The following is a 20071-nucleotide window of genomic DNA, read 5'->3' on the forward strand; positions in this document are numbered from 1 at the left end:
AATATAGGTCTTTTTATTAGAAAAATTGTGAACCTGTTCTATTTGGAACAGGTTTTTTTATTTTATAAGATAATCTAAAAATCTAGATACATTAGGAGGAAAATGATGATAATTAAACTAAAAAAAGGTGCCACAGATGATCAAGTGAACCACATTGTAGAAGTATTTGAAAACCTTGGGATGGAGATAAAGGGTATATCAGGAAAGGAATATGGGATTCTAGGGATAATAGGGGATACATCAAAATTAAGTATAAGAGATATGGAAGCATTAGAAGGAGTAGAAAAGGTGACGAGAATACAAGAACCGTTTAAGAAAGCTAATAGAAAGATGCAAGAGGAATGTACAATAATCGATGTAAATGGAATAAAAATTGGTAGAGGGAATTTCACAATTATGTCTGGACCTTGTTCAGTAGAGTCAAGGGATCAAATTTTAGAAGTAGCAAGGTCAGTAAAGAAATCAGGAGCTCAAATTTTACGTGGTGGAGCATACAAGCCAAGAACTTCTCCATATGCTTTCCAAGGAATGGAATTAGAGGGATTAGAATTATTAAAGGAAGCGAGAAAAGAAACTGGAATGCCAATAGTAACTGAAATTATGTCGGTAGATCTAGTGGAAAAATTTGCTGAAGAGGTAGATATAATCCAAGTAGGAGCTAGAAATATGCAAAACTTTGACCTGTTAAAAGCACTTGGAAAGATAGATAAACCTATTTTATTAAAAAGAGGGTTATCAGCTACCATCGAAGAATGGTTGATGTCTGCTGAATATATAATGGCAGGAGGAAATGAAAAAGTAATCCTATGTGAAAGAGGAATTAGAACATATGAAAAATACACAAGAAATACATTGGATCTAAGTGCAGTATTAGCAGTAAAAAAATTAAGTCACCTGCCAGTAATTGTAGATCCAAGTCATGCTACAGGGAAAAGATGGATGGTAAAAAAGTTGGCTATGGCAGCAGCAGCAGTAGGAGCAGACGGACTGATGATAGAGGTACACAATGATCCTGAAAATGCACTATGTGATGGGGCACAATCACTTAGACCAGAGCAATTTGAAGATTTAGTAAGAGATGTAAGTAAGATATTAGAGGTAGTTGGGAAAAAGATGTAAAACTTAGTCACAATCGTCATTGTAGAAACAGTACCGCTGGAGCTCAACGACTATAAACTTCAATTAAAACCAAGAAAAAATTCTATCCCTAGACGAGTGGGAGAAAGCAATAGGTAAGAGAGAATAAAAGGGAGAAAAATATGAAACAAAAAAAAACATTAAGTATAGTAGGATTAGGGCTTATAGGTGGGTGTTATGCTAAGACCTTGAGAGATGAATTTGACACCATTTATGGGATAGATCTAGATGAAAAAGCTCTCTCCTATGCAGAATCTGAAGGGATAATAGATAGGGGATTTATGGAATCTAAAAACCCTCTATCTGAAAGTGATTTAGTAGTAATTTGTCTCTATCCCAACTTAGTAGAAGAATTTATAGAAAGAAATATTGATAACTTTAAACCTAATGCAGTTATTACAGATGCAGTAGGAGTGAAGGGTGATATGATAGATAGAATAATAGGAAATCTTCCATCAGGTATAGATTTTGTAGGAGCTCATCCTATGGCAGGAAGGGAAGTAAAAGGGGTATGGAACTCTAGTGAAGAGATATTTAATGGAGCCAACTTTATAATAACCCCTCATCCCTTGAATAATAATAATAATTTAGACCTTATAGAAAAATTGGCATATGAGATGGGATTTAAGAGGGTTTCTCGGATAACTCCTAGAAAACATGATGAAATAATATCTTTTACCAGTCAATTAACTCATGCAATAGCAGTCGCTTTAGTTAATTCAGACGAAAAAAACTTTGATACTAATGTATTTATAGGAGATTCATATCGTGACCTTACTCGTATAGCCATGATAAATGAAGAACTATGGGATAAGTTGTTCATGGGAAACAAGGATAACCTCATAAAAAAAATAGAAAGATTTGAGGAAAGTTTAGATATAATAAAAAATTCTTTAAAAGAAGGAGATAGTGAATCCCTCAAAGAAGAGTTCAGGAAATCTACCGTAAGGAGAAAGGAGATATCTTAAATGGAAAAATTACACATAAATTTAGATGAGAAATCCTATGATATTTTTATAGAAAGGGGAATATTTGAAGAGGTAGGAAAATATATATCAAAATTCTATAAAAAGAAAAAAATAGTTGTAGTGACCGATACAAATGTAGACAGCCTCTACGGAGATATGTTATTAAAAAACTTAGAAAACTCAGGTTATGTACCATCCAAGGTAGTCTTTGATGCAGGGGAAGAAAATAAAAACTTCGATACCCTAACAAAGGTATATGAAAAAATAATCGATTCAGGAATAAAAAGAGGAGATCTGCTGATAGCTTTTGGTGGTGGAGTTGTAGGAGATTTAGCAGGGTTTGCAGCATCTACAATATACAGGGGTATGGATTTTATCCAGATACCAACAACACTGTTAGCTCAGGTAGATAGCAGTGTAGGAGGAAAAGTTGCTGTGGATACGACTAGAGGTAAAAACTTAGTCGGAAGTTTTTACCAGCCTAAGATGGTAATTATCGATCCAGAACTCCTAAAAACCCTGGATGAAAGGGAAGTAAGGAGTGGAATGGCTGAGGTAATAAAATATGGTGCCATCTATGACAATGAATTTTTTAACTATCTGTTGGAGAAGGAAGATTTAAAGAGTTCTATGGAAGATATAGAAAAGATTATCAAAAGGTGTTGTGAAATAAAGGCAAAAATAGTAGAGGTAGATGAACTGGATCTTGGGCTACGTATGATATTAAACTTTGGTCATACTCTGGGTCATGCTATTGAAAAATATTATGATTATACAAAATACACCCACGGAGAGGCAATTTCTATAGGAATGTATGAGATAACCATATTAGGAGAAAAATTAGGAATAACAAAAACAGGTGAATCGAAAAAAATAAAGGAAATTTTAAAAAAATATGAACTTCCTATAGAGGATAAAGTTAATTTAGGAGATCTCATAGAAATCATGAAAAGCGATAAGAAAAATATATCGGGGATATTAAATTTTATATTCTTATCTGAAATAGGTAAGGTAGAGGTAAAGAAGGTAGCAGAGGAAGAGATCGGCAATAAATTGCTTAAATAAAAAATAAAGTTTATAAAAACTTGGGTTATAACTAATTGGATGCAACGTCATGTTGCTTTTATAAACAGTAATTTTGCAGGGTAGGAGGGTAGAAATGAAGGTTAGAATAATTCCAAATGAATTAAAAGGAGATGTGGTGATACCACCATCTAAAAGTCTAGCACATCGAGCTATAATTGCAGGTTCATTAGCAGAGGGAAAAAGTGTGATAACGAATCTTAATTTTTCAAACGATATAACGGTAACAACTCAGGCTATGAAAGATTTAGGTGTAGATATAGAAGTGTTTGAAGATTATGAAGTTATTACAGGATCTAAAAATCTAAAGAGGGTAAATAGTACTATAAATTGCGGGGAATCAGGATCTACAATCAGGTTTATGATACCTATATCTCTGTTAGCAGATGGGGAAGTAACATTTGTAGGAGAGGGAAGATTAACTACCAGACCACTTAATGTATTCCATGAGATTTTTGATAAACAGGGAATAGAATATAGTCGAGGTGTAGAAGAACTTCCATTAACTATTGATGGGAAACTAAAACCAGGAAAATTTGAGGTAAGGGGAGATATAAGCTCACAATTTATAACCGGACTCCTCTATACATTACCAAAATTAGATGGTGATTCTGAAATAATTATAACTACTAATTTAGAATCTAAAGGATATATAGACCTAACTTTAGATATTTTAGACAGGTTCGGCGTTAAAATAATCAATGAAAATTATGAAAGATTTGTTGTTCCTGGAAACCAAGGTTATAAAGCACATGATTATAGGGTCGAGGGAGATTTTTCCCAGGTAGCTTTTTGGCTGGTAGCTGGATTTTTAAATGATGGTATCAATTGTCTTGGAATGAATCCTGATTCATTGCAAGGGGATAGAGAAATAATAAAAATATTGAAAGATATGGGTGGCGACCTAAGAATAGATAAAGATATAATAAGTATAGCAGGGAAACAATCGATAGGTTCTACAATTGACTTGAGTCAATGTCCGGATTTAGGGCCTATAGTAACAGTCTTAGCCAGCTTAAGTGAGGGAACGACTAGGATAATTAATGCTGGAAGGTTGAGGATAAAAGAATCTGATAGGATAACTTCTATGACAACAGAACTTAATAAATTAGGAGCTAATATAGCAGAAACTGAAAATGGAATGATCATAGAAGGGGTGAAAAATCTAAAAGGTGGAGTAGAAGTAGATGCCTGGAACGATCACAGGGTTGCCATGGCACTGGCAGTAGCCAGCAGCAGATGTGATGAACCTATTATCCTTACAGGAGCAAATTCAGTAAAGAAATCATATCCAAATTTTTGGAAAGATTTTGAAAAATTAAGTGGGAAGATACAAATAATAGAGGAATAAAAATAAAAAACTCTAATATAGATTAAAGAGATTAATTGGATTTCTTTATCTATAGAATAGGGATAAAAAAAGATTTTAACTGAATAAATAGAAGAAAGGTTGCTTTAGCAATCTTTTTTCTAATCTTAAATGTGAGAAAACCATAAAAGGAAAGGTGAGATAAAATGGGTTCAACTTGGGGAAAAAATATAAAATTATCGTTGTTTGGGGAATCTCACGGTGTAGGAATAGGAATTACTATTGATGGGTTACCAGCAGGGGTGGAGTTAGATCTAGATGCAATAAAGTTAGAGATGCAAAGACGTGCCACAGGTAAGAATGAACTTACAACTGCCAGGAAAGAAGCGGATACTTTTGAAATTTTAAGTGGATACTTTAATGGATATACTACAGGAGCACCTCTTAGTATACTGATTAGAAATAGGGACCAGCAATCAAGGGATTACAGTAAGATAAAGGATATAGCCAGACCAGCACATGCTGACTATACTGGATACAAAAGGTATGATGGGTATAATGATTACCGTGGAGGAGGCCATTTTTCAGGGAGATTAACGGCTCCAATTGTATTTGCAGGTGCAGTAGCAAAGCAAATATTGATGGATAAAGGAATTTATATAGGAACCCATATAAAGAGTATAAAAAATCTCCAAGACAGGGATTTTTCTGAAAGTGATCTAAATATAGAAGTTTTTAAAAAATTAGCTGAGAAGCAACTTCCATTTTTAGATGAAAATTTAGAAAAACTAAGTCGTGAAAAGATCCTTCGTGCAAAGAGTGAATGTGATTCTCTAGGAGGGGTAATAGAGTGCTCTATTATAGGTATGGAACCTGGAGTAGGGAACCCATTTTTTAATTCAATTGAAAGTCAGTTGGCCGGGTTGATGTATTCTATCCCCGCTGTAAAAGGTGTAGAATTTGGAGCGGGATTTGGAATAACTGATCTATTTGGAAGTGAAGCTAATGATGATATCTATATAGACGGTGATAGGGTAAAAACTAAAACTAATAATAATGGAGGAGTTTTAGGTGGGATTACCAATGGAATGCCTATAAACTTTAAAGTGGCTATAAAACCAACTCCTTCTATATCAAAGGCTCAAGAAACTATAAATATGAAAACTAATGAGGAAACAGAATTTAAGATTGTAGGAAGACACGATCCATGTATAGTTCCTAGAGCTTTAGTGGTAGTAGAAGCAATGGCAGCCATAGGAATCTTGGATTTTTGGGTGGTATCTTAGGATGGTGAAAATGAAAAAATTAGATCAATTGAGGATTGAGATAGATAAAATAGACCAAGAGATGGCAGAATTATTTGTAAAAAGAATGAAAGTAGTAGAAGGAATTGCAAAATATAAGCAGAGCACGGGGACGGAAGTATTAGATAGAGATAGAGAAAAAGTAGTGATTAAGGAAAATTCCGAGAGGGTTACAGATGAAAAATTAAAAAAATATTATGTTGAATTTTTAGAAAGTAATATGAAGATATCCAGAAGTTTTCAAAAATCTATCTTAGGGTTAGATAAGGTGGTAGGATACCAGGGGATACCAGGATCATTTAGTTATTTGGCATTAAAAACTAAATATAAAGACGAAGTTTTAAACTCCTATCAAAATTTTGAAGATGTATTTACAGCATTAAAAAATAAGGAGATAGAGGTAGGAGTACTCCCTATTGAGAACTCATATACAGGGGATATCACCGATAACTTTGATCTTATAAAAAAATATAATGCCTACATAATAGATATTATAGAGTTAAAAATAGATCATAATTTATTGGGAATAAAGGGGTCAAAATTAAGCAATATAAAGGAGATATATTCCCATATTCAAGGATTTAAGCAATCCCAGACTTTTTTAAAGGGAAGAGGTTATAAGGAAATACCATATTACAATACAGCTATAAGTGCAAAATATGTGAGTGAAATGGAAGATATAACTAAAGGTGCTATAGGAAGTGCTGAAACGGCTAAGATCTATAATTTGGATATATTGGCAAAGAACATCAATACCCATGAAGATAATACAACTAAATTTATGGTTATTGGAAATCAATTGATTGTAAATAAAGATCATAACAGGATCATGGCAGCATTTTCTACATATAATAAATCAGGGGATCTATCTGACGTTTTAGGAAAATTCAGCAAATATGGTATCAATATGTTAAGTATAAAATCAAGACCTCTTAAAGATTCTCCCTGGGAATATATCTTTTTTGTGGAATTAGAAGGGAACTATGAGACTTTGAAACCTGCTATAGAAAAGATTGAGAAAAAAAGTAAATATTTTGAGGTGATTGGCAGTTATGAAAAATAAATATGCTTTAATAGGAAAGAAATTAGGACATAGTTACTCACCTATAATTCATAATATGATCTTTGAAAGATTTCAGATAGCTGGAGAATATTCATTGATAGAGGTGCCACGAAATAATATCTTAGAAGTAGTGAAAAAATTAAAATCTGAGGAACTATCTGGTATAAATATAACTATCCCCTATAAAACAGATATTATAAAATATTTAGATGAAGTATCTGAAGAAGCTGAACAAATAGGAGCAGTTAATACTGTCATTTCTAAGGGCGGTAAGTTAATCGGGTACAATACAGATTACTATGGATTCAAGATGATAATAACTAAGTTAAAATTAGAAATAAAAAATAAAAAAAACTTTATCTGTGGCGCTGGAGGTTCAGCCAGAGCTGTTATTAAATGTTTAGAAGATCTAGGTGGAGAAAATTATTTGGTTACCAGAGATACAGAAAAAGCCAGGATAAATTTTAAAAGTTTTCAAAATTTAAATATTATTTCTTACAATGAACTACAGTCTATATCTGACAAGAATTTAATAGTTAATTGCACCCCCTGTGGAATGTATCCCAATATAGAATGCAGTATATTGGATGAAGAGGAAAAAAAAGAATACCAGGCAGGGATAGACCTTATCTATAACCCTCAGAAAACTAAGTTCTTAGAGGGATTTAAAATAGATGAAAACGGTCTACTGATGCTGGTAGGACAGGCTGTAAAAGCAGAGGAAATCTGGCAGGAAAGAGATATGTCGGAAGACGACATACAAGAAATCTATGAAAAAATAAAGGAATTAATCTATAAGAAATAAAAAAGGGGGAGAAAATGGGAATATTAGCCAAAAGGTCGAAAGATAAAAATATTATAGATACGGTATTTACAATGGTAAAAAAAGCCAGTGATGCTAAAGTTAAGTATGGAGAAGATAATGTAATAGATGTAACAATAGGAGCTCTTTGTGATGAAAATGGTAAATTTACCATTTTTGATTCTGTAAGTGAAGTATATAAAAATTTGGATAAGATGGACATAGCGCCCTATGCAGAATCATTTATTGGAAACAATGACTATCTGAGAGAAATAAAGTCGTGGGTATTAGGGAAACATGAAGAGAAATTCAGTGTAGGAGCTATAGCTACACCTGGGGGATCTGGATCTGTGAGTTCTACCCTAAAAAATATATTGGACCCGGAAGAAACGCTGCTTATTCCAAATATCGGTTGGGGACCCTATAAGATAATGGCAAAGGAACATGATTTAAAAATAGAAACCTATGAATTATTCAATGAAAAAGATGAGTTTAATATTGAGAGTTTTAGAAAAAAATCATCTGAGATAATGAAATCTCAGGGGAAAGTGTTGGCTATAATAAATGATCCATGTCATAATCCTACAGGTTATTCTATGAGTGGATCTGAATGGGAGAGTATTGTAGAAGTTATGAATGATCTATCTGAAGATGGAAACTATATCCTTTTAAACGATATTGCTTATATAGACTATGCTGTAAAAGGATATGAGGAAAGCCGTAAATATATGGAGCGTTTTACAGATCTATCTCCTAAAAATTTGGTTGTATTCTCATTTAGCTGCTCTAAAACACTTACTAAATATGGACTTCGTGTAGGGGGAAGTGTATTTATCTCAAATGAAGAGAAAAATGTAGATGAGTATATGAGAGCTAATGAGTTTACATGTCGTGGGATATGGTCAAATGTTCCCAAGGGTGGAATGAAATTATTTTCAACTATTCAAAGTGACGAAATCTTAAGAGATAAATTAACAAAGGAAAGAGATAGTTATGTAAAACTATTGGAGAAAAGATCTAAGATATTTTTAGAGGAAGCTTATGAAGCTGGTTTAGAAGTTTATCCATATAAAGAAGGGTTTTTCATTACGTTAAAGATTGAGGATAAAAAAATTAGTGAAAGTTTGGAAAAACTGAACCGGGAAAATATATATCCAATTCAGGTAGCTCATGGGATAAGGATTGCAATATGCGGAAGTCCCAGTAAAAAATTAGAAGGATTGGCTAAAAAAATTAAAAAAATTATAGGTTAAAAAAAGAAGTTCTCAGTACTGACACCAGTACTGAGAACTTTATTATTTAATTTCGTTTAATGTAATCTTACCTTTTTCCATTTTTTCAACTATAGCTAGTGATTCTAGATGAAATCCTTCTTTTAGAAGATTTTTTCTTCCCTCTTTAAATCCTTTTTCAATAACAATCCCTACTCCTACAACAGTTGCTCCACCTTGGTTTACAATATCTCTAAGACCTAGGATAGCATTTCCAGCTGATAAAAAATCGTCAATTAGGAGGATATTTTCTCCTTCCTTTATAAATTCTTTAGAAACAGTTAAATTGTAATTAGTTTCCTTTGTAAAAGAATATACAGTGGTAGAGTAAAATTTGTCCATAGTAATGGGTTTGTGTTTTTTAGCAAATACCATAGGAACATCTAGCTCTAAAGCCGTTATCATAGCAGGAGCTATTCCAGAAGCTTCGATAGTTAAAACCTTATCTATCTTTTTACCTTCAAATCTTTTAACAAATTCTTTCCCGACTTGATTCATAAGTTTAGGATCTATTTGATGATTAACAAATGAATCAACCTTTAAGATTGAGTCTGATAATGCTAATCCATCTTTTAATATAGTATCGTGTAATATTTTCATAATTAAACCTCCAAAAATGTTTTAAACACCTCATATCGAGTGAAATTATTAAGAAAATATTGATCTTAAAATTACACTCATAGTTAGCTATTTACGGCAGCTAGTAGAAACTTTCTTCCTTATTAAGAAAATATATGAGAATTGATTTTATCTATATTACCACAAGATTCTCAAAAAAACAAGGATTTGGAAAATAAAGGATAAAAAAATTAGCTGACCTAGGTCAGCTAATAATAAGAATTCTAATTAATAGATCTCTTTGATATTTTTTGTAGGATGGTTTTCATACTTGATTACTTTACCTTCCCAAGTTCTGATCATAACATAATCAGTTCCACGAGATAACATATATTGAGGCATTAAAGGTGTTTTACCTTGTCCTTTTGGTGCGTTAACAATATAAGTTGGAATAGCCATTCCAGAAGTGAATCCTCTTAGGTATTCCATGATTTCTAATCCATCGTCGATAGATGTATTGAAGTGTTCAGTTCCTTGAACATGTTTTGCATGGAAGATATAATAAGGTCTACATCTGATCTTTAATAACTCTTGATTCATAAGTCTCATTACAAATTTATTATTATTTATACCATTTAATAGAACAGCCTGGTTTCCTAAAGGAACTCCATTGTTCGCTAATTTCTCACATGCAGCTTTAGCTTCAGGAGTAATCTCCTTTGGATGGTTGAAATGTGTGTTTAAATAGATAGGGTGATATTTGCTTATCATATTAACTAGCTCATCTGTGATTCTTTGTGGCATAGTAACAGGTGTTCTACTACCTAATCTGATAATTTCTACATGGGGAATAGTTCTAAGTTCAGCTAAGATCCACTCTAATCTAGAATCAGATAGTGCTAAAACATCTCCTCCAGTAAGTAAAACATCTCTAACCTCAGGGTTATTTCTGATGTATTCAATTGATTCTAAAAGATCTTTATCGTGGGTAGCATTGTCACTCTCACCGATATTTCTTCTTCTTTGACAATGTCTACAATACATTGCACATTCATTAGTTGTATTTATGATAAGTCTGTCTGGATATCTTCTAGTAATACTTCCAGCAGGGTTAGTATGTTCCTCTCCCATGGGATCAGCATCTCCAGAATTATTATCTAATTCAATAGATGCAGGAATACTAAGTAATCTAATAGGATCATATTTATCCTTTGGATCTAATAGACAAGCATAGTATGGTGAAATTGCCCATCTATATTTATCTCCTACACTTTGAATTTCTTTTTTTTCTTCTTCAGTCAAATCTAAGATAAGACTTAAAGTTTTAACGTCAGTAATTCTATTTGAAAGTTGCCATTTAAAATCATTCCATTCCTTTTCAGTAGCACCAAAATGCTTTAAAAGGATCGCTTTTGAAACTTCAAATTGTTTCCTTACGCCTTTAGTCATACCAGTTGGTATATCCTCTCTTGCTATTAAATAATCGTTTATAGTACCTTTAAGTTCTTTAGCCCTATCTAGGGAAATTTCTCTACCAGTCAAAATATCAGCCTCCTAAAATTTTATATTATGTACATTACATTATACGCATATAGTTATAGTGTGTCAAATTTTAATAAATGAAATAAATGGTAGATATATTTATTTATTGATATTTTATATATTTTTATTGATAAAACTAATAGTATAAAAGATTAAAAAGGAAAAATTCGAAAAAAGAAGAAAATTAATATAAGTGATTTTGATTTATAGCAATTAATGGGAGGAATTATAGATGAATACTGAATATTTAATGGAGATAAGGGAAGTGTATAAAAGAATAAAACCTTTAATTGAAGCTAGGATAGACGGATATAAGTCAATCTGGTTTAATGGAAATAATGAAGATGTACATGTGGAGCTTGCTTTCTGTATTTTAACACCCCAGTCTAAGGCTAGAGGAGCGGAAAAAGCAATAGATGGGATGCGGAATGCTGGTGTTTTTTGGACTGGGATAGAGGATGATTTGATACCGTATCTAAATGTAGTAAGATTTAAAAATACCAAAGCAAAAAACCTGGTTATCCTTCGTGAATTTATGAAAGATGAAGAGGGAAGAATAATCACTAAAACGTTGGTCGATAAGATGGGAGATGTATTTGAAAAAAGAATTTGGCTGGTAAAAAATATTAAGGGAATAGGATATAAAGAAGCCAGTCATTTCCTGAGAAACATAGGATTTGGGGATGAAATAGCGATCTTAGACAGGCATATATTGAAAAATATAATGAGGTTAGAAGTGATAGATGAAATTCCTAAAACTATAACTCCTAAAAAGTATTTAGAGATAGAGAAAAAAATTGAAAAATACTGCCGGGAGATAGAGATTCCTATGGATCATTTTGATCTATTGCTGTGGTATTTAGAAGCTGGAGAAGTATTTAAATGATGAAAAAAAATTAATTTAAAAGCTTCTGTATAATTGAGTAAAGTAAAGTATTGTGATACAATATTAAGTGCTTAAATTGTATGTAAGAAACGCTAGATGGAGGAAGATAAATGACAAAGAAAAAAGCTACAATTATAACATATGGTTGTCAAATGAATGTTAATGAGACAGCTAAGATGAAAAAGTTATTAGAGGGAAATGGATATGAAATGACTGATGACATTCACAATACAGATGCTGTATTTTTAAATACATGTACTGTAAGAGGTGGAGCAGCAGGTAGAATAGAGGGAAAACTAGGGAATTTAAAAACTATAAAAAATGCTAGAAAGACTAAGATGATAATAGGAGTAACAGGTTGTGTAGCTCAAGAAGAAAAGGAACACATACTAGAAAGAGCACCCCATGTGGATATAGTTATTGGTAATCAAAACATAGCAAAATTACCAGAAATCATGGAAAAAATACTAAAGGGAGAGGTAGTGCATGCAGTATTAACTGATAAAGAAGATGAGTTACCTCCTAGGATAGATGCTAACTTTGGAGATGGAATTTCAGCTTCTGTAGCTATAAACTATGGTTGTAATAATTTTTGTACATATTGTATAGTTCCGTATGTAAGAGGTCGTGAAAGATCGGTTCCTATGGAAGATATAGTAAATGATGTTAGAAAATATGTGGAAAAAGGGTATAAGGATATCTTGTTATTAGGACAAAATGTAAATTCTTATGGAAAAGATTTTGAGAACAACCATGAAATTAATTTTGCTAAATTATTAGACGAAATTTGTAAAATAGAGGGAGAATACTGGATTAGATATGTATCACCTCATCCAAAGGACCTAACTTTAGATGTTTTAGAAGTAGCTGCTAAAAATCCAGAAAAAATAGCTAGAAATATGCATCTGCCAGTTCAATCAGGATCGACTAAGATGTTGAAAGCCATGAATAGAAAGTATAGCAAGGAAGATTATTTGAACTTAGTAGACAGGATAAAGACCGCATTACCAGATATCTCACTTACTACAGACATCATAGTAGGGTTTCCTGGAGAGACAGAGGAAGATTTTTTAGATACTATGGATTTAATTAAACAGGTTAAGTATGAAAATGCCTATATGTTTATGTATTCCATAAGAGAGGGGACTCCAGCAGCAACTATGGAAGGGCAGATTTCAGAGGAAATAAAAAAATCAAGATTACAAAGACTGATGGATGTTCAAAATGAGAATGCAAAGGAATGTAGTTTGAGTTATATAGGTAAAACTGTAAAAGTTTTAGTAGAAGGTACCAGTCATAGAAACGAGAAAAAGATGACAGGAAGGATAAGTGCAAATAAAGTAGTTATCTTTGAAGGTGATAGTTCTTTAAAGGGAACCTTTGTAGATGTTAAAATTGTAACAGCAAAAACATGGACTTTGTACGGAGAGTTAGCATAAAATAGAGGTGATAAGATGTTGTACATATTAATCTTTGCAGTATTAGCAGGATTTATAATAGTAGTTGGAAAAAAATTAAGTTTATATGGGGATACCATAGGAGACTTGATGGGGATAGAGAAATCCTGGATAGGAATAGTTATGTTAGCGGCAGTAACTTCCCTGCCAGAGATGGTTACAAGTATTAGTGCTACTCTCATGGGAAATCCTCAAATGGCAATATCAAATATATTTGGAAGTAATCTGTTTAATATATTTGTAGTATTTATAGTTGATATATTTGTCTTAAGGTCTACTTCTTTTTCATCTAAGGTAAGCAGTAAAAACTTTATGGCTGGGTTTTGGGCTATAATTTTAACATTGATATTTTTACTGGGATTTTTATTCCCAACAGAAGGAATAATGAATATCAGTTTATTTTCATTGATGATCTTAGGAGTTTATTTTATAGCTATGAAATCTATCTATATCTATGAACATCAGCAAAATGATGAATTTAGTGAAAAATTAGAGGAAGAGGTAAAGGAGTTTCATGAGATAGAAGAGGGTGGAATTACACTTCCCCAGGCAAAAAAAGGATTTATGATAAATGCATTTTTTGTAGTTGTTTTAGGAACAGGCCTCAGTTTTGTAGGAGATAAAATTGCCAGTACACCATTCTTTGGAATTGAACTGGGAGAATCTTTTGTAGGGCTTATATTAATAGCTCTTGCAACATCTTTACCGGAATTAACCGTAAGTATTGAAGCGATTAAATTAAAGTCATATGATATGGCTGCTGGAAATTTATTGGGAAGTAATATATTTAATATAATGATTATATTTATTACAGACCTATTTCTAAGAGATAACAATATATATCAATCATTGGGTGGATTTCACAAGATGACGGCTATATTTTCTATGTTGATACTTTTAGTATTTATGATGGGTGTTATGTTTGAAAAGAAAAAAAGAAGATATGATACATATATTATTGGATTGGTTTATTTTGTAGCGATGTATATACTATATATAAAAAGGTGATGATGAATTTGGTAGATTTAAGCGGGTTACTCCTTTCGGAATTAAGGGAGATAGCTAAAAAATTAAATATAGATAAATCTTATGATTATAAAAAATTGGAATTGATTGAAAAGATAGGTGAATATGTAAGATCAAGTGAAGGACATACTATAGCTTGGGGTAAGATTGAAGTATTTGCTGATGGATATGGTTTTCTACGTGAAACCAATGTGCAAAAAGATGTATATATATCTTCTACACAGATAAGAAAATTTAAAGTTAGAAATGGTGATATAGTTTTAGGCGAAGCCAGAGTACCGGTAGGAACAGAAAAAAACTATGCCATGAGAAAGATACTTTTAATAAATGGAGATAACTTAGAAAAAGCAGAAAATCGTGTACCTTTTGATGAGTTGACACCTGCATATCCAGATGAAAAGATCGTTTTAGGTGGACAGGGAGATGTATCAGGAAGGATTATTGATCTGATTGCACCACTTGGAAAAGGACAGAGAGGTCTTATTGTAGCACCTCCTAAAGCCGGTAAAACAATGTTAATAAGTAATATAGCTAACAGTATAATAAAGAATAACAAAGGTTTAGAAGTATGGATATTACTCATAGATGAAAGACCTGAAGAAGTAACAGATATAAAGGAAACAGTTTGTGGTGCTAAAGTCTTTTCATCTACCTTTGATGAAGATCCTAAAAACCATATTAAAGTAACCGAGATGGTTTTAGATAAAGCCAAAAGAATATTAGAGGATGGGAAGGATATTGTAATATTGATGGATTCAATAACAAGACTTGCAAGAGCCTATAATATTGTGATACCATCTAGTGGTAAACTTATATCTGGTGGAATAGATCCAACAGCTCTATATTACCCAAAGAAATTTTTTGGATCAGCAAGAAACATTCGTGGTGGTGGAAGTTTGACCATTTTAGCTACAGCTTTGGTAGATACTGGAAGCCGGATGGATGATGTTATTTTTGAGGAATTTAAAGGTACTGGAAATATGGATATCCATCTAGACAGAACTTTAGCTGAATTAAGAATATATCCAGCGATAGATATAAAAAGGTCAGGAACAAGAAAAGAGGAGTTATTGATTGAAGATGATAAACTCTCAACAATTTGGAAAATTCGTAGATATCTCAGTAAACTCAGTTCAGCTGAGGGTTCTAAACAACTAATAGATACTATAAGAAAAACAAAAACTAACGAAGATTTATTAAACTATTATTCGAAAGGAGAAGCGAAAAATTGAATAAAAAAATGAAAAAGCTTCTCATAATTTTATTGGTATTTAATATGTTTTTAGCATATAATACTATCAAAAAATTAGAAAAAGAAGTTGTTAATTTAAGTGATTTTACAGATTATTACACTGAATCAGAAGCAGATAACGGTGGTTATCAGCTACTTAGTTCGGACTTTAAAGTATATGAAAAACAATATACTATTGTAAGTGAAGAAACACAAAAAGAATCAAAAAAGAGAGCAGAAATAACATATTATAAAGTACAATCTGGAGATACACTAGGTGGAATTGCCAATAAATTTGGGCAGTCACAGACTGTCTTAAAATACAACAATCCTAATATGGGAAAGTATTTAAAAATTGGAGAGAAACTTAAAATCACTAGAGGGAATTCCATAACTTACAAGGTAGCTAAGGGAGATTCACTCTCGAAAATAGCTTCAAAGTTTGGAAAAACTGTAAGTGAATTAAAAACTACCAATAATTTAACGTCGAGTACAGTTCGTTTGAATCAAATGTTAATAATAAATAACCCAAAAGTAGATCTAGCTAGAATTACAAGAACCAAGAAAGGTTTCGATGTATATTGGCCAGTAGCATGGAAAGGTGTGACAAGTCCCTATGGTAGAAGATTCCATCCTGTATTAAAAAGATGGATAGGTCATATGGGAGTAGATTTAAGAGCTCATTATGTAGATGTAAAAGCTTCGGAAAACGGAACTGTTACGTATGCAGGGTGGATGAGTGGATATGGTAAGATAGTTATTGTTAAGCACTCTAAAGGCTATGAAACTAGATACGCGCATCTAAATAAGATAAAAGTAAAAAAAGGTCAGAGGGTAAATAGAGGTCAGCTTATTGCAGAAAGTGGGAAAACAGGACGGGTAACAGGTCCACATCTTCACTATGAGATAAGAAAATACGGGACTCCTGTAAATCCAATGAAATATTTTAAATAATCGCTGCCTAATGGTAGCATTTTGCCGCCTTAGCTCACTAGGTAGAGCAGTACCATGGTAAGGTAGAGGTAGCCGGTTCGACTCCGGCAGGTGGCACCAATAAATAAATTTCAGAGCAGAACTCGCGTTCTGCTCTTTTTGTTTTGCTAACAAAATAAAAAAATCGAGGGAATTAACCCTCGATTTTTAATAGTATAGAAAATTACACCAGTAAACATAATTATGCTTGTCTGGATGTAATGGTCACGTTGCTTTTACGCCTTTGGAAGCATTACACTGGCCTCTCCATCGATTACCATCTTACCCTCTTGGTTTGTGCAGGTAGTTCTTAGGGTAGCTCTGTCGTTTCGTCCCTCTTTAAGGTCAACGATTTCAGCTTTAACTTCTAAAGTATCTCCTAAATAAACAGGAGCTAAAAATTTAACAGTCTGTCCTAAATATATAGTTCCTTCACCGGGAAATTTTGTTCCTAAAATAGATGAAATATAAGATACCCCTAACATTCCATGGGCTATTCTTTTTTTAAACATAGTAGTTTTAGCATACTCCTCATCTAAATGAACCGGGTTATGGTCTGTACTTACCTCTGCAAATTTTTCTACATCTATAGCTTCTACTATCTTATTAAAACTATAAGAATCTCCGATTTTTAATGATTTTATCATATTTAAACCTCCTATTAAAAGCCGCTTTCTCTCCTATAGAAAGAAAGCATGATATATTTATAATTCCATTACTTTTATATTATCTGCTAAGATCAGTTTTGCAGGTGTATTAGCTATTACATCTTCTACAGTATTATGTGGTCCGATCTCTTTTAGTAGTAAGCCATTAGAAGTTACCTCGATAACTGCCATCTCTGTGATAATCAAGTTAACCTGATTAGCAGCAGTTAGGGGCAATGTGCATAGAGGGAAGATTTTTGGTTTACCCTTTGCAGTATGTTCCATAGAAACTATTACTTTTTTAGCTCCTACAACAAGGTCCATAGCTCCTCCCATTCCAGGAACCATCTTTCCAGGAATTATCCAGTTAGCAAGGTTACCTTTTTCATCTACCTGCAATGCTCCTAGTACAGTCATGTCCACATGTCCCCCACGGATTACAGAAAAAGACATAGCAGAGTCAAAGAATACTGCTCCATCTAAGGTAGTGATAGGCATTCCACCTGCATTAACTAGATCTTTAATCTCTTCTCCCTCTTTCGGAGCAGGACCTACTCCTAAGAGACCATTTTCTGATTGAAATATAACATCCATATTCTCTGGAACATAGTTAGCAACTGCAGTAGGAAGACCTATACCAAGGTTAACTACATCTCCATCGTTCAATTCTTGTGCAACTCTCTTAGCAATAATTTCTCTAATTAATTTTTTATCCATTATAATCACTTCCTACGATATGATCTACAAAAATTCTAGGCGTAACAACCTCGTTTGGATTGATAGTACCCACTTCTACTATATTTTCAGCTTCTACTATAACTGTATCAGCAGCTGTAGCCATGAGAGGGTTAAAATTTCTAGCAGTATTTGCATAGATAATATTTCCTTTGGTATCTACAGTGTGTCCTAAAAGGATAGCAATATCCGCTCTAAGAGGTTTTTCTAAAAGAAATTGTTTCCCATCGACTTCTATTATTTCTTTTCCATCTGCAACTATAGTACCAAGACCAGTAGGAGTAAGAACTCCTCCTAAACCAGCACCTCCAGACCTTATTCTCTCAGCTAAAGTTCCTTGAGGAACTAACTCGACCTCGATCTCTTTTTCATTCATTTGTCTACCAGTTTCTGGATTTGTACCAATGTGTGATGTAATTACTTTTTTAACCATATTGTTATAGATAAATCTTCCAACACCACTATCTTTTATTCCTGTATCGTTAGATATGATAGTCAGATTTTTTACACCTTTTTTTATAATAGCATCTACGATAGTATGAGGCGTTCCAGTACCTAAAAAACCTCCTACCATGATGGTCATTCCATCTTCTATTTTAGATACTGCATCTGCAACATCAATTATTTTCTTAGACATAAACTTGTTTCCCCCTTTTTTATTTTAAGATATTAAATTTATAGAAACATTAAAACCAGTGAAATTATAGCACCGGAATAAATAAGTACTACCAAACAATAACCCATTATATCTTTAGCACCTAAGCCTGCAATACCAAGAGCAGGAAGAGCCCAAAATGGTTGTATCATGTTTGTCCATGCATCTCCCCAGGCTATTGCCATGGCAGTTTTTGCTGCTGGAATACCAAGAGCAGCACCGGCAGGCATCATTATCGGAGCCTGAACTGCCCATTGACCTCCACCAGATGGGACAAAGAAATTAACAATCCCAGCACTTAAAAAAGTAAAGAAAGGGAAAGTTGTTTCAGTGGAAATATTAACAAACATGTTTGACATAGCTCCTGCCAGAGAAATTCCTTCAGGTCCTTTTCCAACCATAATACCCATTATTCCAGCGTAAAAAGGAAATTGAAGTATTATTCCTGCGGCACCCTTGGAAGCTTCTTTGATTGCATTTAAAAATCTATGAGGTGTACCGTGTAAAAGAATTGCTGTAAATAAGAACACAAAATTAACTATGTTTAAGTTTAATGCAAACCCATTTTTCATAAAGTACGAAACAATATAAGTATAGCCCATTATTCCCAAAAGTAAGGAAACAGTTTTACTGTTTTCTATTTTTTCTGCTGGAGTCATATCAGCGAAATTTAGTTTTTCTTCTGGAACCTCTATAAGCAGATCGTTATCTATCGTTATGACATCATCTTTTTTAGGATGCATAGCCCTATTAACAAAGGGTAAAGTGATAAAAAGTACGACTAATATAATCAGGTTAGTGGTTGAAAAAATAGTCATAGATGTAGGGATTGCTTCTGTAATAGCTCCTGCTGTTGCACCTTTTAAATCTCCGCCAGACGCAAGTTTTAGAGGTATTGAAGCAGATAATCCTCCATGCCAAACTAAAAATCCAGTATATGCAGAAGCAATTAATAACCTGTAGTCTACACCTTTGACTTTTTTAGCAATTTCTTTAGCAAATATAGCCCCAATTACAAGACCAAATCCCCAATTTATAAAAGAGGCTAAGACAGAAACTACAGTAACTCCTATTATAGCTTGAGATGGATTTTTTAATTTACTGGCCATAAACGATAAGGTTCTTTTAAAGAATGGAGAACTAGCCATAGTATGTCCTGTAACTAACACTAGTGCCATCTGCATAGCAAAAGATAATAGACTCCAAAATCCATTGGTCCAGTTATTGATAATAGACATAGGAGATTGTTTAGTAATAGGGATTGCAATTAAAAAAACTATAAATGTTAAGATGGCACAAAATATAAATGGATCAGGCAGATATTTTTGTATTAATATTACACATAAATTTGTAAATTTTTCAAAGATATTTTTTTGTCTAATAGTTGTTTCTTTAGCTGCGGTTTTATTCATAGAATCTACTCCT

The 20071-nt window shown here is 33.0% G+C and carries 19 protein-coding genes, 1 tRNA gene and 1 riboswitch; of the genes, 14 read left to right on the forward strand and 6 right to left on the reverse strand.

The window, feature by feature from the left end:
• Positions 1–105 precede the first annotated feature (105 nt).
• The 8 genes from aroF (at position 106) to K337_RS0104455 (ending at position 8919) form a co-directional block, all read left to right on the forward strand.
• Complete coding sequence (gene aroF, locus K337_RS0104420; RefSeq protein WP_028855530.1) at positions 106–1119, forward strand: 3-deoxy-7-phosphoheptulonate synthase; 1014 nt, start codon at positions 106–108, stop codon at positions 1117–1119.
• Positions 1120–1259: 140 nt separating this feature from the next.
• A complete protein-coding gene (locus K337_RS0104425) occupies positions 1260–2105 on the forward strand; it encodes a prephenate dehydrogenase (protein ID WP_028855531.1) in 846 nt (281 codons plus the stop codon).
• Positions 2106–3170, forward strand: coding sequence for a 3-dehydroquinate synthase (gene aroB, locus K337_RS0104430; RefSeq protein ID WP_028855532.1), 1065 nt, complete (start codon positions 2106–2108; stop codon positions 3168–3170). It begins immediately after the preceding gene.
• 94 nt (positions 3171–3264) lie between these two features.
• Positions 3265–4539, forward strand: a complete 1275-nt coding sequence (aroA, locus tag K337_RS0104435; RefSeq protein WP_028855533.1) for a 3-phosphoshikimate 1-carboxyvinyltransferase — start codon at positions 3265–3267, stop codon at positions 4537–4539.
• Between the two features lie 164 nt (positions 4540–4703).
• On the forward strand, positions 4704–5783 hold the full coding sequence (gene aroC, locus K337_RS0104440; RefSeq protein ID WP_028855534.1) for a chorismate synthase: 1080 nt from the start codon (positions 4704–4706) through the stop codon (positions 5781–5783).
• Between the two features lie 10 nt (positions 5784–5793).
• Positions 5794–6864 (forward strand): bifunctional chorismate mutase/prephenate dehydratase, encoded by a 1071-nt coding sequence (locus K337_RS0104445; protein ID WP_028855535.1) that lies wholly within the window; start codon positions 5794–5796, stop codon positions 6862–6864.
• Entirely contained in the window at positions 6854–7669 is an 816-nt protein-coding gene (gene aroE, locus K337_RS0104450; protein WP_028855536.1) for a shikimate dehydrogenase, read from the forward strand. Before K337_RS0104445 ends, aroE begins: the two co-directional genes overlap by 11 nt.
• A gap of 14 nt (positions 7670–7683) precedes the next feature.
• Positions 7684–8919: a pyridoxal phosphate-dependent aminotransferase gene (locus K337_RS0104455; protein ID WP_245584867.1), complete on the forward strand. Its 1236-nt coding sequence runs from the start codon at positions 7684–7686 to the stop codon at positions 8917–8919.
• 42 nt (positions 8920–8961) lie between these two features.
• Here the strand turns inward: K337_RS0104455 and K337_RS0104460 are convergent, their stop codons facing one another.
• Positions 8962–9537 (reverse strand): xanthine phosphoribosyltransferase, encoded by a 576-nt coding sequence (locus tag K337_RS0104460; RefSeq protein ID WP_028855538.1) that lies wholly within the window; start codon positions 9535–9537, stop codon positions 8962–8964.
• A gap of 60 nt (positions 9538–9597) precedes the next feature.
• Positions 9598–9695: riboswitch (purine riboswitch) on the reverse strand.
• A gap of 88 nt (positions 9696–9783) precedes the next feature.
• Positions 9784–11037 (reverse strand): glutamate 2,3-aminomutase, encoded by a 1254-nt coding sequence (gene eam / locus K337_RS0104465; RefSeq protein ID WP_245584868.1) that lies wholly within the window; start codon positions 11035–11037, stop codon positions 9784–9786.
• Between the two features lie 232 nt (positions 11038–11269).
• Between eam and K337_RS0104470 the strand changes: the two genes are divergently transcribed.
• The 6 genes from K337_RS0104470 (at position 11270) to K337_RS0104495 (ending at position 16690) form a co-directional block, all read left to right on the forward strand.
• The gene (locus K337_RS0104470; RefSeq protein ID WP_028855540.1) at positions 11270–11923 is read left to right on the forward strand and encodes an N-glycosylase/DNA lyase; all 654 of its coding nucleotides are present in this window, start codon (positions 11270–11272) and stop codon (positions 11921–11923) included.
• A gap of 110 nt (positions 11924–12033) precedes the next feature.
• Positions 12034–13362, forward strand: a complete 1329-nt coding sequence (gene miaB / locus K337_RS0104475) for a tRNA (N6-isopentenyl adenosine(37)-C2)-methylthiotransferase MiaB (RefSeq protein WP_028855541.1) — start codon at positions 12034–12036, stop codon at positions 13360–13362.
• A gap of 15 nt (positions 13363–13377) precedes the next feature.
• The gene (locus tag K337_RS0104480) at positions 13378–14388 is read left to right on the forward strand and encodes a sodium:calcium antiporter (protein WP_028855542.1); all 1011 of its coding nucleotides are present in this window, start codon (positions 13378–13380) and stop codon (positions 14386–14388) included.
• A 2-nt stretch (positions 14389–14390) separates the two neighbouring features.
• Complete coding sequence (rho, locus tag K337_RS0104485) at positions 14391–15638, forward strand: transcription termination factor Rho (protein ID WP_037029163.1); 1248 nt, start codon at positions 14391–14393, stop codon at positions 15636–15638.
• Entirely contained in the window at positions 15635–16591 is a 957-nt protein-coding gene (locus K337_RS20355) for a peptidoglycan DD-metalloendopeptidase family protein (RefSeq protein WP_028855544.1), read from the forward strand. Before rho ends, K337_RS20355 begins: the two co-directional genes overlap by 4 nt.
• 23 nt (positions 16592–16614) lie before the next feature.
• Positions 16615–16690: transfer RNA gene (locus K337_RS0104495), tRNA-Thr, on the forward strand.
• Positions 16691–16845: 155 nt separating this feature from the next.
• Here K337_RS0104495 and K337_RS0104500 read toward each other — a convergent pair.
• The 4 genes from K337_RS0104500 to K337_RS0104515 are packed head-to-tail and all read right to left on the reverse strand — an operon-like array spanning position 16846 to position 20058.
• Positions 16846–17256: a MaoC family dehydratase gene (locus K337_RS0104500; RefSeq protein ID WP_037029164.1), complete on the reverse strand. Its 411-nt coding sequence runs from the start codon at positions 17254–17256 to the stop codon at positions 16846–16848.
• A gap of 57 nt (positions 17257–17313) precedes the next feature.
• On the reverse strand, positions 17314–17979 hold the full coding sequence (locus K337_RS0104505) for a 3-oxoacid CoA-transferase subunit B (protein ID WP_037029461.1): 666 nt from the start codon (positions 17977–17979) through the stop codon (positions 17314–17316).
• Positions 17966–18628 carry an acetate CoA-transferase subunit alpha gene (gene atoD / locus K337_RS0104510; protein WP_028855547.1) on the reverse strand — a complete coding sequence of 221 codons (663 nt, stop codon included), beginning with the start codon at positions 18626–18628 and terminating at the stop codon, positions 17966–17968. Before atoD ends, K337_RS0104505 begins: the two co-directional genes overlap by 14 nt.
• A 38-nt stretch (positions 18629–18666) precedes the next feature.
• Entirely contained in the window at positions 18667–20058 is a 1392-nt protein-coding gene (locus tag K337_RS0104515) for a short-chain fatty acid transporter (RefSeq protein WP_051251608.1), read from the reverse strand.
• Positions 20059–20071: the final 13 nt, after the last annotated feature.

Source organism: Psychrilyobacter atlanticus DSM 19335 (assembly GCF_000426625.1).
In the GTDB taxonomy this organism is placed as follows: domain Bacteria; phylum Fusobacteriota; class Fusobacteriia; order Fusobacteriales; family Fusobacteriaceae; genus Psychrilyobacter; species Psychrilyobacter atlanticus.